Below are 15923 nucleotides of genomic sequence, written 5' to 3'. Positions count from 1 at the left end.
CTTCAACAATCAGGAGAGATGCCCGTGATCGCATCCGTTTATGGTCAAAGCCTTACCGAATGGCAGCAACGTTTTCCCCTGTTGACGCCGATCCTGGCCGGTGAAGACGTCAGCTGGTTTAACCCGAATATCGTCCCTGTGGCAGAGGCGATGCAGGACATCGCCTTAACGGCGGAAGATGTTCGTCAGGCGGCGGCACGTTTGCAGCGTTTTGCCCCTTATCTCGCCGAGGTTTTCCCGGAAGTGGCCGCCAGCGGCGGGATTATCGAATCCGAACTGGTTGCCGTGCCGAACTTTGCAGAACAACTGCGCCAGCGCTATGACGTGTCGTCTGAGGTACGCCTGCTGTTGAAGAAAGACAGCCACCTGCCGATTTCCGGATCGGTGAAGGCGCGGGGAGGCATCTATGAAGTGTTGTTCCATGCCGAGCAGTTGGCGATCAAACAGGGGCTGCTGACGCAAGCGGATGACTATCGTCGCCTGGCCCAAGCCGATTGCCGGAAGTTGTTCAGCGAACACCAGATTGCGGTAGGCAGTACCGGCAACCTGGGGATGTCGATCGGCATCGCGGCTGCCGGTCTGGGGTTCAACACCACTGTGCATATGTCTTCGGACGCGCGACAGTGGAAGAAAGATAAACTGCGCGCTCATGGCGTCACGGTGATCGAATACGCGGGCGATTATGGCGAGGCCGTGGCCGAGGGGCGGCGGCAAGCCGAGGCCGATCCGCGCTGCCACTTTGTGGATGATGAAAACTCGACCACCCTGTTTCTTGGCTATGCGGTGGCAGGGGAACGCATCAAAGCCCAGTTCCAGCAGCAAAATGTCCGCGTGGATGCCGAACATCCACTCTACGTTTATCTGCCTTGCGGCGTTGGCGGTGGGCCAGGGGGTATCGCCTTTGGACTGAAACTGGCCTTTGGCGATCATGTTCACTGCTATTTCGCCGAACCCGTGGCCTCACCCTGTATGCTGATGGGGATGTATACCGGGCTGCATGAAGATCTGGCGGTCCAGGATTTCGGGCTGAGCAACAAAACTGCGGCGGACGGTTTGGCGGTCGGCAGACCTTCCGGGTTTGTTGGACGCGCAATGCAGCGCATGATCGAAGGGATCTACACGGTGAACGACAGTGAACTTTTTGCCCTGCTGCGCATGCTGGACAGCAGCGAGCAGCTGCAGCTGGAACCGTCAGCGCTGGCTGGCGCACCGGGCTTTGCACGCGTGATTCAGGGTCAGGCCTGTCTGCCAGGCGCGACCCATCTGATCTGGGCAACGGGCGGTGGCATGGTGCCTGCCGCAGAGATGGCACAGTATCTCAATCCTCAGCGTTAATCCCTCCCTGTGCGTGATGGCAGCGTCTGTTGCGCACATTCTCCGCTTTATTGTTATGTTTTTGTTTCCTGCCGGTTTTTTTTCAGGCATTTTCTGACTGTTTTCGCTAAAAAGGTTGCGCGTGACGAGGACGTGTGGAAATCTGGCTGTCTGGACATCCAAATAGCCATATGGCAATAAGTACGACACGCAAACATGACACAACTTACTTTAGATAATGTATCAGGGCAGGGAACAGCATCGTCTTCGACGGTTCATACCATCCGCAATGCCGCTGACGTCAGTCAGCTGGTCAACAACTCCACCCACGGTCGAAGCAATGCACGAATTATCGTTGCGATTGCCTTGGGCGGGATCTTCCTCGACGCCTATGATTTAGGCGCACTGGCGTTTGGCGTTAAAGACATCACGCGGGAATTTGGCCTCGGGCCACAGGGTATTGGCCTGGTGGTGTCTGCCATCACTATGGGTGCCATTGTGGGTGCGCTGTTTGGCGGCTATCTGACCGACAAAATTGGCCGCTACCGCGTCTTTATGGCAGACATGTTTTTCTTCGTTTTTGCCGCCATTTTAGGGGCGCTTGCACCGAATGCCGAAGTGCTGGGCATTAGCCGCTTCATTATGGGGCTGGGCATTGGTATCGATCTGCCGGTGGCCATGGCCTTCCTCGCAGAGTTCTCTAAGTTGAAAGGGCGGGGGAATAAAGCTTCCAGCATTGCGATGTGGTGCCCGACCTGGTACGCCGCTATCTCGATCTCTTATGTGCTGGTTCTGGCCTTCTTTTACTGGCTGCCAGAGAGCCAGACCGCCTCACTCTGGCGCTACATTGTCGGCTTTGGTGCCGTTCCGGCACTGGTGATCCTGACAATTCGTAAACGTTACATGACCGAGTCCCCGGTGTGGGCCGCTAACCAGGGCAATCTGGAACAGGCGGCGCAGATCCTGCGCGACTCCTACAATATTTCGGCTCAGGCCGCACCGCAGGCGGAAGTGGCGAGCGCGCCCAAAAGCGCTACCCATAAAGCCAGCTGGAAGAACTACGGGTTATTGCTGCGCGGTCACTACCTGCGCCGTACCGTGCTGAGCAGCGTGATGTCGTTTGTCTCGCCGTTTGCCTATGCGGCCATCGCATTTGGACTGCCGATCATCATTTCCACGCTGTTCGAACAATCCTTGCTGACCACGATTCTGGTCTCTCTGGCGTTGAATCTGTTATTTGCTTTTACCGGCGGATTGCTGGCGGTGCGCCTGGTTCCGCGCTTCGGCGCGCGGGCGATGACTGTGGCTGGCTACGCCTGTCAGCTGGTGGCCTTGGTCGGTCTGGCGGTCACAGGCCGACCGGCAGACGAACTGCACGCGGCGCTGTGCTGTGGTTTCCTGGCGCTGTTCCTGTTGGGGCAAGGCTTTGGTCCGGGAGCACATACCATGGTTTACGCCACCCTTAGCTATCCCGCCTCAATTCGCGGCGTGGGTGTCGGGCTGAACCAGATGGTGACGCGCTTTGCCACCACCATTTCACTGTTCCTGTTCCCGATCCTGACCGCAACGCTGGATACCAATCTCTTCTGGGTGATCGCGCTGGCCCCGGTTCTGGGTCTGCTGGTGCTGTTTACCCTCGGTTGGGAACCCGCCAACTACGACATTGATGCTGAAGATTACCGCCAGCAGCCACAGCGCTAATTTGAGACCAGGAACGAAAAATGTCTTTTACTGAAATACAAGTTGTACCCGGCCCGGCCAATTACTACTGCTTCCCAGGCGCAATCCGTGAGCTGACAAACTTCTACAGCGAGTCCGATCTGCAACAGGCGATGTGGGTGTACGGTGAGCGCGCCCTTGAGGCTGCGCAGGCGCATCTTCCTGCGGTGTTTCACGCCGAGAGCGCAGGCAAAGGCTGTATTCGCGAACACTGTAATGAACCGATGATTGCCCGGTTTGCGGAGCAAGCCGGTCCACAGTGCAAAGTGATTATCGGCCTTGGCGGTGGCACGGTTATGGACAGCGCCAAGGCGCTGGCAGCACGGATGCAACTGCCGGTGGTGCTGATCCCGACCATTGCAGCCACCTGCGCGGCATGGACCCCGCTCTCGGTCTGGTATAACCCCGAAGGCGAGAATATCGGCTATGAGATCTTCAAACAGGCTAACCATCTGGTGTTGGTCGAACCCGAAATCATTCTGCAAGCGCCCGCACCCTATTTGTTAGCCGGGATCGCCGATACGCTGGCAAAGTGGTACGAGGCCAGCGTGTTAGTGGGCAACCCGGATTCGCCAGTTGTGCCTTACCTGGCGCGCACCGCCCTTAATATCGCCCAGGGTCTGAAAGATCTGTTGCTGAGCGACAGTGCCGATGTGCTGGCGGAACAGCGTCAGGGCGTATTAACGGCGAAATTCATTGCCGTCGTGGATGCGATCATTGCCGGGGGTGGCTTGATTGGTGGCCTGGGTGAGCGCTTCACGCGTGTGGCGGCGGCGCACTCGGTACACAACGGCATGACCGTGTTGCCGCAGACCCATGAGATTCTGCACGGGATTAAAGTGGCTTACGGCATTCTGGTGCAGGTGGCGTTGCAGAAGGACCAGGCGGAGTTTGAGCTGCTGCTGCGTTTCTACCGTGAGCTGCAATTGCCGACCAGCCTGCGCGATCTGAACATCGATATCGCCAACCGTGGGCAGATTGACGCGATGATTGCGCATACCCTGCGTGCCAAAGAGACCATTCACCTGATGCCGATGGAGGTCACTCCCGAGGTGCTGTTCCGCGCGATGGAAACCATCGAACAGGCCGCAGGCCATCAGGCGTAATCGCCTTTCACTAAAAAAATGCCGGCTGAAAGTCATTCAGTCGGCATCTCATCCTGGTTATCGCCTTACTTCACGTTGATCACTCGCTTTGCAGCTTGCCATTCACCACGTGATACCAACGCTGGTTATCCGGTTTAAGCATCTCACTCACCGGCTGACTCAACTTGATATTGTCATAGGCCGTTGATTTTACGGCATGGTAACTGGCTGCATCGTTGACGTCGCCTTTACCGTTGTAATGCGCAATATACGGGAAGGGATAGACCGGGCGCGTCATCGTGACCTTTTCAGGCTGTGCGGCAACCGGAATGCTCGGTTTGGCAACGCCATGGAATGCGGCCGCCGCATCCTTGGACCCGCTGGTTTGATTAGCTGGCGCAGGGGCAGGTGGGGCATCCGCCGCGACTCGCTTACCGGCAAACAGCACTTTCGGTGCCGCACCGTCTTCAGTCCAGCTCATCAGCGCGCTGAGCAAATCAATCTGATCCGGTCCTTCACCATTGCCACAGTGCCCGACGCCCGGCAGCAGGAACAGGCGCGCAAAGGCATCCACCTGTTTTGCCCCCATAAACTGTTGCACCGCGCGGAAGTACGCCACGGTACTGGCCGGGGTGATGGAGTCGTCAGCCAAACCGTGCCACAGGATGAGTTTACCGCCGGTAGCCTTATACGCATTCAGGTTGGTATTGGTGGCGTTATACAGCGGAGCAAGCTCAGCAATTCTGTCGAAGTTGGCACGGTTAAAGGCAAAATCAGAGACTTTGGTGATGGGTTGTTTGCCGCCCGGCAGCAGCACCGATTGCAGGGCAGGCAGTGCCATCTGAACAGCCATGGAGGTGCCATCAGAGGTTGCCGGGGCAGGCCAGCGTAATTCAGACCCCACAGGCAGTCCGGCAGGGACAAACTGATGGCCCTGACTGTCACGAGCACCGGTATAGAGTTTTTCTACCACATCCAGTTCTTCTGCGGTTAAGCAGTGGCTTTTATCCGCTTGTCCGGCTTTGCATTGCGGGATCCAACTGCGTGAGAAGTGACAGGCAAACGGATTCGCCAACAGGCCATCATTAACCCCGGACAGGGTAGGACAATGGGCTAACGCAGCCTGGTGGATCAACGGCAGACGGCTTTGCAGCAAGATGTAGGAGCCATCCGCGCGCTGGTTAGCGGTGACATCCCAGCCGTGATAAAACGAGTTTTGCGTCGTGAACCACGCGGCGGGCGCACCGGCAGAGATGCCGTTGAAGTCATGCGGGTAGCGCTGTGCTTCCACCAGCGCTTCACGTCCGCCATCGGAACATCCCATAAAATAAGCGAATTTCTGCTGTTGGCCGTAATAGGCTTTGATCAACGCTTTTGCGAATTCCGTCGTGACGTGGTTGGCGCGATAGGCGAAATCGATGCGCCGTTGGGGATCTTCCGCCCAGGACGCATCCATCATACTGCCGGAATGGCCCATATCGGTGGTGGCAACGGCAAATTCCCCGTTCATGGCAGGTACACAACCGCTGGCATTAGAGAGGCTCAGATTTATTTTGCCGCACAACCCGCCGCAGCCCACCTGCAACAGACGTTGTGCCCAGTTGGTTTGGGGCAGGGCCACTTCAACCCCGATACTGGGGGACAGCGTGGCGCTGACTTTACAAAACGTTCCTTGCGGGGTTTTCAGTTCGCCGGTAGCGGTGATTTTGACGTCAGCATCGATATTGTCATGGCTAAAATCCAGCGTACTGATAGCGGCACAGGACATGACCGGTTGAACCTTCGGCAGGTTCTGGGCGGCCTGTGTGGGCAATGTGATACCCAATCCGATTAATGACACCATCATCAGAGCCTGAGCACGCCATTTCCGCAGCGTAATTAACAGCATATTTTTTGTCTCCAGAGATACGAAATAAAAGTATAGGGTGGAGGCAATCGTGACATTTTGAAGATCGCGTTAAGGAAATGAAAAAAGATCAACGAGATGCCGTTAGAGGGCTGAATTTACTTAACCGTGTAGCCTCGGCGCAGAGTGTTTTTAATGTTTGGTAAAACAGCGATTGAAAAGGGGTTGGGCGAAAATCTTTACGCTGAATCAGCCAGAGGGATTGAGACTCACCAAAAGTCAGGCCTTGTAGATAGACCATCCCGGCGGGAGGAAAGTGTTGACTGTTCGCCGTGGTGCGGCAAAGCAGCAAATAATCGCTGCCCATCACCAGTTCATGTGTCCACTCGGTCGAATAGGTTTCAATGGTAAAGTCCGGCGGGGTGATATTTTCCCCGGCAAATAACGCTCTGAAGGAGGAGGCCGCGGCGGTCTCTTTAGGCGGCCCCACCCAGGGATAACGCACCAGATCGGCGAGCTGTACCTGTTTACCCACCAGCGGATGGTTGGCAGCACACAAGGCGCGAAGTTGGGTATGAACCAGCACCTCTGCGGTTAAACCGGATGAGAGTTTCGCCGGGCGAAGCACCGAACAGACATAGTCGATCCTGGCGGCTTCTAGCGCATCCAGCATTACATCGTAACTTTCACGGATCACACTGAATTTACCCTGAGGATGATGCTTGTTGAGCGTTAAGATCACCTCGGGCAGGAGCTGTGCGGCAGCGGCCCAGACGCTGCCAATGATGACACTGCCCTCACTCTTGCTGTCCATTTGGTCGATTTCTGTTTTAATCGCGCGCAGTTCAGACACTGCCAGCGCCACGAGCTGACCGACCTTTTTGCCCTTTTCTGTCAGCCTGAGGGGAATCTCATCATGCATCACCAGCGTAAAACCTAACCAGCCTTCGAGAGCAAGCAGTGTCCTGCGTAACGACGGGGGCTTCATGCCCAGTTCTGATGCGGCGGCGGTAAAGTTGCGCGCGCCTCGCAGGGCAGCCATCGCTAATAATTGGGACGTGGTAAGGCCTGCCAGTTTGTGGGTGAGAAAAGCTTCACTACTCTCTTTTCCGTAGGCGGTGGTCATGGCTTGCATAAGCAGGAGCAAAGCCCGATTGCCCCGGATCTGGACGGCTTCGGCGTAGGGTGTGGGCTGCAAGCCGCGCGGCGAACGTTCGAACAGCATCACGCCAAACATCTCCTCCAGGGTATTAATGGCCAGTGAGGCGGCAGGTTGCGTCATGTTGCAGGTCCGTGCAGCGCTGCGCAGACTTTCTCCGGCAATAATGATCAGTGCCAGTTGAATGTGGCGCACATTGGGAAAAGCGGCTTTATGCATACGCGGGGTCTCCATGTCGTGACTGGCGTTGTTCAATCAACGGAAAAAACAATGCAAATATCGGTCCACGCTGTGGTCTTACTCTCGCTTCTCAGCCTGTTTTATATCCCCAAAATGGGGCAAGTCTCCCATTTTAAGTGCATGTTTTTTAAACTATTAAATCTCCTCGTGCAAAAAACTTATCACGGTTAATTTGCGATGTAGTGTGGTGGGGCAAATAAAATAAAGCTTTATTTTCATCGTGTTAAATAGGCTTCTGCACGGTATTTCTAAAAACTGGCATCGTTGGTGCATTAAGACATTCAGCCTTCAGGCGCTATAACCGACAAGTCACTGTAATCATTCGTCATGCTGATATCACTATTGAGGAATCACTATGCCAGGACGTCAATTTGCAGCAAAAAAGGTCATACCCCACCCGGCTAAGCGGCTCATTAAAGCTTCGGTTCTGTTTATGGCGTTGGCGGGCATTGGGCAAGCACAAGCCAATGAATTGCAGGATGTGAAAGCAAAGGGAAGCCTGGTCTGCGGCACGCTGGCGACCAGTGATCCCATGGGGTTCACCGATCCAAAGACGCGAAAAGTGGTGGGTTTTGATGTGGATATCTGTGCGGCGGTGGCCAAACACCTCGGGGTGAAAATGGAACAAAAAACCCTGACGGTTGACGCTCGAATTCCCGAGTTACAGGTGGGCCGGGTGAATATTCTTTCGGCTGCACTGGGTTATACCCACGATCGCGCCAAACAGATCGACTTCACCTCATCCCATTTTCAAAACCCGATTACTGTGCTGACCTTAGCCACCAGCGCACACAGTAAAATGGACGACTTAGCGGGCAAGCGCATCGGCATGACATCCGGATCAACCGCAGAATACTGGCTGAGAAAAAAATATCCGAATATCACGATCAGCACCTTCCAGGATATGCCTTCTGCCTTTATGGCTTTTCAACAAAATAAAGTCAGTGGATTGGCAGGATCGCAAACGTCCGAGCAGCGTTATTTACAGGCCGGGAAAGGGAAGTTTGTGATTGTCGATGAGCCAATAAACTGGGAGCCACAAGCGCTCGGGATCAAAAAGGGCGAGCCGCAATTTTTGGCAGCCGTGAATAATGCACTGGCAGATATGGAAAAAGATGGCGAAACCGATGCTATCTGGAATAAATGGCTGGGTGAAGAGAGCATATATAAAATGCCACGCGTGAAAAAACTGGTTTCTATTGAGGTGGTTGATAAAAGCATGAATTAGCAGACGGTATGTCTGCCTGTGGTCACCTTTACCCAGCGCGCAGTTTAATTCTGTCTGTATAACAGAAGTGGCTTTGCTACGCCGTTAACAAGGAGCCTGCGAAATATATGACATTTCAACCTCTCACCTTACTGCAGGGCCAGTATCTTGACTGGTTACTCCGGGGGATGGAAACCACAGTAAAGTTATTTGGCTTCTGTCTAATCAGTGGCTTTATTCTGGCGCTTATATTGACTGCCTTACGGTTATCCAACAGTCGTTTCTTGCAAGCCGTGGTGGCTATTTACGTGGAGTACCATCGTAATGTGCCCGCACTGGTGCAGTTACTGTTGTGGTATTTCGGCATCTCTTCGGCTTTGCCACTGCTGATGTCTGACTGGATTAACCAGCACAGCAGTGAATTTCTTTTTGCCTATATTGCGCTGACGCTGAATGCGGCGGCATTTATGTCAGAAGACTTACGCAGTGGTGTGCGGGCGATCTCTGCCGGGCAGATGGAAGCGTGCCGTGCGATGGGCCTGACCTTCACGCAATCCATGCGTGATGTGATCTTACCCCAGGCGGTGCGCGTTTCCATCCCGCCTCTGATCAGCCAGGCACTGGCACTGTTTAAGTCTACCAGTCTGGCGATGGCCATCAGTGTGACGGAGCTGACCTATGCCGCGAAAGAGATTGATAACGAGACGTTCAGAACTTTTGAGTCTTACGCCATCGTGTCGGTGATCTACTTAATAGGGTCGGCGGTTATTGTCGGGCTGGGTATGACGTATGAGCATATAAATTCACGTCGCGGAGGTGTGCGATGAGTGAAATATATACCCTTTTTATCACCTACCGTGATCTGATCTTAGTCGGCAGTTATCCAGATGGCCCCATAGGAGGCTTGCTGTTAACCTTATTTATTGCGGCAGTAGGGCTGGTGCTGGCATTTCCATTATCGGTTCTCATCGGTATTGCACGGACCAGCAAATGGAAGATATTTTTTATCCCAGCATCCCTGTTTTCTGCGATTATTCGTGGGCTACCGGTACTTATGCTGGTCTTTTGGTCCTACTTCGCCGTGCCGCTTATTTCTGGTCACGCCATTTCAGGAACCAAAACCCTGATTGTGGCACTGGTGATTTATGAAATGGCCTTTCTCGGTGAAGTGATCCGCGCTGGCATATTATCAGTCTCAAAAGGGCAGGTGGAAGCAGCACGTACGTTGGGGCTAAGCTATCCCCGTACCCTGATGGAAATTATTCTGCCGCAGGCTATTTTTACGATGCTGCCCAGTATTCTCAATCAGTTTATTAACCTCATTAAAAATACTTCGCTTGGCTATGTTATCGGTGTAGCGGAATTAACCTTCTCCATGTATCAGATCAATACCATTGAATTAACTCGCCCGCTGCAAGTGTTTGGCCTGCTGGCCATCATCTACTTTGTCGTCTGTTTCTCGCTCACCCGGCTGGTGGGGATGCTTGAGTCCGCCCTGCACCGTAAGCGACAAATCAAGATCTAGGAGCTGCATATGTTGACGCTGGAAAGTGTTCAGAAGTGGTATGGCCCAAATAAAGTCCTTAATGATGTGAATGAGCATATCGAAAAAGGGGAGGTTGTGGTGGTTTGCGGTCCTTCGGGATCGGGCAAATCAACACTTATCCGCACGATTAATCGCCTGGAAGAGATCCAGGGAGGGCGAATTCTGGTTGATGGCCAGGACAGCCGCCATGCGCAGACTGACATCAATCAGTACCGGAGCAACATCGGCTTCGTGTTCCAGCAGTTTAACCTGTTCGCCAACCTGAATGTGCTGCAAAACGTTTCTCTGGCGCAGCGTCGTGTCAAAGGGCTAGCGCGCCAGGAAGCCGATAACATCTCAACGGCGCTGCTGGAGAAGGTGGGACTTGCGCACAAACTCAATGCCTATCCGCACCAGCTTTCTGGCGGCCAGCAGCAACGTGTTGCCATTGCGCGAGCGCTCGCCATGAAACCGCCGGTGATGTTGTTCGATGAACCCACCAGCGCCCTCGATCCTGAAATGGTTGGGGAGGTTCTGAACGTGATGAAGCAGCTAGGCAGTGAAGGGATGACGATGGTCTGCGTAACCCACGAGATGGGCTTTGCCCGCGAGGTGGCTGACCGGGTCATCTTTATGGATAAAGGCGAGATCCTTGAACGCGCCACGCCCGCAGAGTTCTTCACGATGCCACAGCATCCCCGCGCGCAAAAATTCGTCGCCGATATTCGCCATTAAGGAACCGATCATCATGGATATTTTGTCAGATGCTGTTAAACGTATTCACCCTTCCGCCAGCAATACGGCCAGCCAGCTAGCGCGGGAACTGAGAGAGCAGGGCAAAGATGTGATCGCCCTGAGTGCCGGTGAACCCGATTTTGATACCCCTGAGCATATTAAGCAGGCGGCCATCGTGGCAATGCAGCAAGGCCAGACAAAATACCCGCCGGTAGCGGGGATCCCGGCTTTGCGAGAGGCGATTAAGACCCGGCTGCTGCGTGACTATCAACTGCACTATGAGTCGAATGAGATCATTGTGTCCAACGGTGCCAAACAGGTCATCGCGAATGCATTACTGGCCTCACTGAATCCAGGGGATGAAGTGATCATTCCTGCGCCGTACTGGGTCTCCTACCCGGATATGGTTGCCATGTGCGGTGGCACGCCCGTGACGGTGCAGGGCCAGGAAAGTGACGGGTTTAAGCTGACCGCCGCCGTACTTGAGCGGGCGATCACGCCACGGACAAAATGGCTGATGTTTAATTCACCCTCGAATCCCACTGGGGCGGTGTATACCCAGGACGAGTTGCAGGCGTTGACGGCGGTCCTTCATCGGCATCCGCAGGTGTGGATCATCACCGACGATATTTATGACAACCTGATTTATGACGACGGTATCGCGGTGACACTGCCGCAGGTGGATGCTGCTCTGAAATCGCGGATCTTGCTGGTTAATGGTGTCTCTAAGTCCTATGCCATGACGGGATGGCGTGTAGGCTATGGTGCCGGGCCTGCGGTATTGATCAATGCGATGTTGAAACTTCAGGGGCAAACCACTTCGGGCGTATGCTCCATCGCACAGTGGGCCGCCGTGGCCGCGTTGAGTGGCCAGCAGGCGTTCCTCAATGACTGGCGTGAAAGCTTCCGAACGCGGCGCAACTTTGTCGCAGACCAGTTGAATGCCGCGCCGGGATTACGTTGTCTGGTGCCGCAAGGGGCATTTTATGTCTACTGCTGCTGTGAGGGGTTGATCGGGAAATCAACGCCGGACGGCCAGATGATCCGCAAAGACAAAGACTTCACCGATGCGTTATTGCACGCGGAAGGTGTGGCCGTGGTACACGGTGAAGCCTTTGGTCTGGCACCCTATTTCCGGGTCTCTTACGCGGCATCCATGGCGGAACTGGCCGAAGCCTGTGCGCGTATTCAACGTTTTTGTGTCAGCCTGTCGTAGTTAACTGCGACAGCTGTTCGCGCCAGATGGGCTGCTCCGGTTCGCCTTCCTGGCGCTGTCCGAACAGCTGGGCTATCTGCGTGCCGTCGGCGGCAAACAGTTCCAGGCTGGTCACGATGCCATCCACCGTTGGCTTGCGGGTGATCCAGCTCTCGGCGATCTCCTCAGCCTTGAGATGCAGGGTAAAGTTCGGGTTGAAAATGTTCAGCCAGCCGCGCAGTGGGCTGACTTCCTGTACCCGGCCAGTAAAAATCTGCACGCATCCGCTGTTAGCCACAAAAATCATGATCGGATTGGCCTGCTGCTGAAGCTGCTCCAGCAGGCGAGGAAGCGCCTGGTTATCGACACGCTGTGCCAGCTCATCGCTGACGTGATTAAACGCCTGCTGACGTGACAGGCGATGACGATGCAGCAGCAGATAAAACTGGTGTACATCGGTCATGGCGCGCCACTCCTGTTCCAGCCGGACAGTGTCGACTTCGTTTGCATACTGCGTAGGTGTGGCAGGAGAGAGGGCCAGCGGGGCTGTCTCCGAGGATTGAAAATCGGCCAGCAGCTGTTGCCAGACGGCCATATTGGTCTGTGCAGTGGCATAGATTTTATGTACCGCTTCGCCGTGGCGGTTAAAAAATTGCAGGCTGTGACGCGGACCGCGCGGCGTCTCTTCACACAGGGCAAAGGCACTGTGCCACTGGCTGAAGAACAGCCGCAAATCCACCCCGCCAGGATTGAGCAACAGCCCGACATGTCCGTCAAGTTGTTGCTCCAGATACGCCCCCGTCACTTCATGGACTGCCTGCGCATTGCGGGTGATGGCTTTTAGCTCCCCGGCGTCGGCCAGTGCCGCGAGGATCGCTTTGGGATTATCGGCCAGACGCACCGCATCATGGCCAACGCGTGCGGCGGTCAACCCGGCCTCACTCACACCCAACATCGTTGCCAGGTCGCGCGCATAGCTGTGTGTCTGTTGCTGTTTTTCAAGGAGGTAACGATGGTAAAGATTTAATGACATATCTGAGCCTCGAACTATTTTAACAATTTCTGCCAGACAGCAGAAATCAGGCCCGAAAAACGGGCTTATAGTGATGGTTATTATTAACACTTGCGTAAAATAAGTATGGTTCGAGTGCTGAGCAATAAACAAGGTATTTGCGTAAACCTAAAATAAACTTAATGTTTGATGCCCCGTTAATCCGCTAGATTAAGTGAATCAGCGCCGGATGACCGGGCGTCTCAGGTCCGCTTCTGCATTAAGATTTTTTAACATATCTCGGCCATAAAATGGCTGTTAATCCCCACAGGCCGCATGTGGCAAGGGTTTGCTTAATCACATTTTTTCACTCTTTTCAGGGTTGGTTTGCGAAAACGCTTGTAAAGAAATGATAATGATTGTTATTATCTTTTGACTTTAGTGGTTGGTTTCTCGCCACTTTTCACCTTCCCGATATATCCGAAGCTGTGACTGAGTAATATTTGGCGAAACCTGCATTCTACAAATAACAGTACAAAGGATGCATTTTGTTCAGGACAGAATATGCGTGTTTTAGTTGTGGATGATGATTCCACCTTGTGTCACTGGCTAGGGGATAAATTACACTCTCATGGCCACTCTTTTCGTCTGATTCATGATGGAACTGAAGCCTTACAGGCGATAGAGCAAGAGGTCTATGATGTGGTGCTGCTGGACCGCATGTTACCCGGTATGGACGGGTTCAGCGTGCTGCGTGCGCTGCACGATCGTCCGCATCCGCCGGTGATGCTGCTCTCTGCGCTGGATCGCGATGTGGATCGGGTGATGGGGCTGGAACTGGGGGCGGAAGACTATCTCGGTAAGCCCTTCAACATGAGCGAACTCTGCCTGCGGCTGGAAATTATTGTCGGGCGGGATAAGCGTCTGCACAAGCAGAGCCAGGTGCTGACCTTTGCCGATTTAACCGTCGACTGCATTCAGCGCTCGGCCTGGCGTGGCGGCAAACGCATTGAACTCACCGACAAAGAGATCAAAGTGCTGATGCTGTTAATGGAACATCCCGGCAAAATCATCAGCCGTACGCTGCTGCTGGAACGCGTCTGGGGCTATCAGTTCGATCCGCAAACCAACCTGATTGATGTGCATCTCTCTAAGCTGCGCGCCAAAATTGATAAAGGTTTTTCCCTTCCCTTAATCAAAACGCTGCGCTCGGTAGGTTACTGCCTGGGTGACGTCAAAAAGGGGTAGTCGGTGTCAGCAACAGCGGCAAACGGCCTGTGGCGTCGGCTACAGACCAAGGTCCAGCAGTGGCAGGCGGTATGCGCCAGCCGCGATCCGGATTTCTTATCGACCAGCAATTTCCGTCAGGCGATCTCCATCGTCTACTTATTTATGCTGATGATGCTCGGCTGCATCATCGGTTTTAGTGTGCTGAGCGAATCTCTGCTGCGCAGCCACGTGCACGATATCATCATGAACGATATCTACACCTATTCGGCTAAATCACGGCTAAAAGACAGCAGTACTCTGGTGGATCAGCTGCGCAATGAATATCACCAGCCAGGCGATGAGCTGCCGATAGCATTGTTTATCGGGCCTGATGGACAACTGATTTATCACAATATGCCGTATGCGCCGGGGCCGGTGCATTGCCAGATGAATGTGGATTGCCTCAAACGCAACATGGGCGCGGAGAGTGGTAGCAATGTCATTGGCCTTGCGGTGCGCCTGCGTGATGGCAGCATTTTCTTTCGTGCCTATAACGCGGTGCCGATGCTGGAGCGGGTCCGCACCATTCCGCTGGTGGCGGGGGCAGGGGTATTTATCCTGCTGATGTTCTTCTTGCTGGTAAGCCGTCACTTCAGCCTGCGCAATCTGCAAAGCGTGCGCCAAATCCGTGATGCGCTGCGCCGCTACAGTACCGGGGAAAAACACGTGCGCATGCCCGTCTCGCCGTGGGGCAACGATCTGGACGGGCTAAGTAGCGACATCAACCAAAATCTGGAGCGCATTGACCGGCTGATGGATCAGGTGCGCAGTACCGCAGGCCATGTTGCCCATGAGTTGCGCACCCCACTGACCCATTTGCAAAACCGTCTCTACAACCTGTCAGAACGGGACGATCTCAGTGACAGCGCCCGGCTGGAGATTGATAAAGCCTCCAGTGAGGTGCAGTCGGTGCTGAACCTGTTTCGCACGGTATTGCGCATTGGTGAAATTGAAAGCGGCCGCTGCGTGCACCAGTTCGCGCAATTTTCCGTACAGGAACTCCTGCACGATCTGGCGGAATATTATCAGCCACTGGCCGAAGCCCAGCAGTGCCGGTTAGTGGTGGAACTCAGCACCGGTATCCAACTGTTTGGCGATCGGGCGCTGGTGTTTCAGGCCATGGCGAATCTGATTGAAAATGCCCTGAAGTATGCCGCAGGGCAGGGGCGCATTGGCTTGGGCATCCAACTCTATCGTGGCTGGCTGTCACTGTGCGTCAAAGATGCCGGGCCGGGGATTTCGCCTGCGCTTTACGGCGCGGCCACCGAGCGTTTTGAGCGTCTCGGCCAGCAGGATGCCCAAAAAGGCTATGGTCTTGGATTATCGCTGGTCAAAGCGATTGCAGAACTGCACGGTGGAAAAATTGCATTTGCCTCGGCACAACCCGGATTAATTGTTTATTTGTGTCTTAACCGGAATTAAATAGAGGGTAAACAGGGTGAATATATTACGCTGTTTTAACCCTGCGGATTATGCAGCATAAATATAACCGTAATCTGCGCGCGGTTATTGATTTTCAAAACAGCAAAAAAACGTGAAAATTAACGGATCTTAATCTTCGGTGTATTGCTGTTCTTGATAATAAGTCTCATTATTGTCCTATCCATTATCCGGTCTGATAGCCGGTAATGACCTTGC

The 15923-nt window shown here is 54.1% G+C and carries 13 protein-coding genes; 10 read left to right on the top strand and 3 right to left on the bottom strand.

Annotated elements, in window-relative coordinates:
* Window positions 1–18: 18 nt before the first annotated feature.
* The 3 genes from B880_RS0103320 (at window position 19) to B880_RS0103310 (ending at window position 4139) form a co-directional block, all read left to right on the top strand.
* Window positions 19–1335, top strand: coding sequence for a D-serine ammonia-lyase (locus tag B880_RS0103320; protein WP_017345950.1), 1317 nt, complete (start codon window positions 19–21; stop codon window positions 1333–1335).
* Between the two features lie 195 nt (window positions 1336–1530).
* Window positions 1531–3015, top strand: a complete 1485-nt coding sequence (locus tag B880_RS0103315) for an MFS transporter (protein ID WP_017345949.1) — start codon at window positions 1531–1533, stop codon at window positions 3013–3015.
* Window positions 3016–3035: 20 nt separating this feature from the next.
* A complete protein-coding gene (locus B880_RS0103310; RefSeq protein WP_017345948.1) occupies window positions 3036–4139 on the top strand; it encodes an oxidoreductase in 1104 nt (367 codons plus the stop codon).
* Between the two features lie 79 nt (window positions 4140–4218).
* Here the strand turns inward: B880_RS0103310 and B880_RS0103305 are convergent, their stop codons facing one another.
* Window positions 4219–6006: a tannase/feruloyl esterase family alpha/beta hydrolase gene (locus tag B880_RS0103305; protein WP_017345947.1), complete on the bottom strand. Its 1788-nt coding sequence runs from the start codon at window positions 6004–6006 to the stop codon at window positions 4219–4221.
* A gap of 88 nt (window positions 6007–6094) precedes the next feature.
* On the bottom strand, window positions 6095–7342 hold the full coding sequence (locus B880_RS24630) for a LysR family transcriptional regulator (protein WP_017345946.1): 1248 nt from the start codon (window positions 7340–7342) through the stop codon (window positions 6095–6097).
* A gap of 376 nt (window positions 7343–7718) precedes the next feature.
* Between B880_RS24630 and B880_RS0103290 the strand changes: the two genes are divergently transcribed.
* From B880_RS0103290 to B880_RS0103270, 5 genes are all read left to right on the top strand, one after another.
* Window positions 7719–8591 carry a transporter substrate-binding domain-containing protein gene (locus B880_RS0103290; RefSeq protein WP_017345944.1) on the top strand — a complete coding sequence of 291 codons (873 nt, stop codon included), beginning with the start codon at window positions 7719–7721 and terminating at the stop codon, window positions 8589–8591.
* Between the two features lie 107 nt (window positions 8592–8698).
* A complete protein-coding gene (locus B880_RS0103285) occupies window positions 8699–9397 on the top strand; it encodes an amino acid ABC transporter permease (RefSeq protein WP_017345943.1) in 699 nt (232 codons plus the stop codon).
* Window positions 9394–10095, top strand: coding sequence for an amino acid ABC transporter permease (locus tag B880_RS0103280; RefSeq protein WP_017345942.1), 702 nt, complete (start codon window positions 9394–9396; stop codon window positions 10093–10095). The genes B880_RS0103285 and B880_RS0103280 overlap by 4 nt, the downstream gene beginning before the upstream one ends.
* Before the next feature lie 9 nt (window positions 10096–10104).
* Complete coding sequence (locus tag B880_RS0103275; RefSeq protein ID WP_017345941.1) at window positions 10105–10830, top strand: amino acid ABC transporter ATP-binding protein; 726 nt, start codon at window positions 10105–10107, stop codon at window positions 10828–10830.
* A 13-nt stretch (window positions 10831–10843) separates the two neighbouring features.
* Window positions 10844–12046 (top strand): pyridoxal phosphate-dependent aminotransferase, encoded by a 1203-nt coding sequence (locus B880_RS0103270; protein WP_017345940.1) that lies wholly within the window; start codon window positions 10844–10846, stop codon window positions 12044–12046.
* On the opposite strand, the gene B880_RS0103265 is transcribed toward B880_RS0103270, so the two are convergent.
* A complete protein-coding gene (locus B880_RS0103265; protein ID WP_017345939.1) occupies window positions 12033–13058 on the bottom strand; it encodes a hemin-degrading factor in 1026 nt (341 codons plus the stop codon). The two genes, B880_RS0103270 and B880_RS0103265, sit on opposite strands and share 14 nt — an antisense overlap.
* A gap of 522 nt (window positions 13059–13580) precedes the next feature.
* On the opposite strand from B880_RS0103265, the gene B880_RS0103260 reads away from it, so the two are divergent.
* Window positions 13581–14264 (top strand): response regulator transcription factor, encoded by a 684-nt coding sequence (locus B880_RS0103260; protein WP_017345938.1) that lies wholly within the window; start codon window positions 13581–13583, stop codon window positions 14262–14264.
* Window positions 14265–14267: 3 nt separating this feature from the next.
* The gene (locus B880_RS0103255; RefSeq protein WP_017345937.1) at window positions 14268–15707 is read left to right on the top strand and encodes a sensor histidine kinase; all 1440 of its coding nucleotides are present in this window, start codon (window positions 14268–14270) and stop codon (window positions 15705–15707) included.
* Window positions 15708–15923: the final 216 nt, after the last annotated feature.

This window comes from Pantoea sp. A4, assembly GCF_000295955.2.
Taxonomy (GTDB): domain Bacteria; phylum Pseudomonadota; class Gammaproteobacteria; order Enterobacterales; family Enterobacteriaceae; genus Pantoea; species Pantoea multigeneris.
Note: the sequence above shows the minus strand (reverse complement) of the source record. Positions and strands in the feature narration are given on the sequence as shown.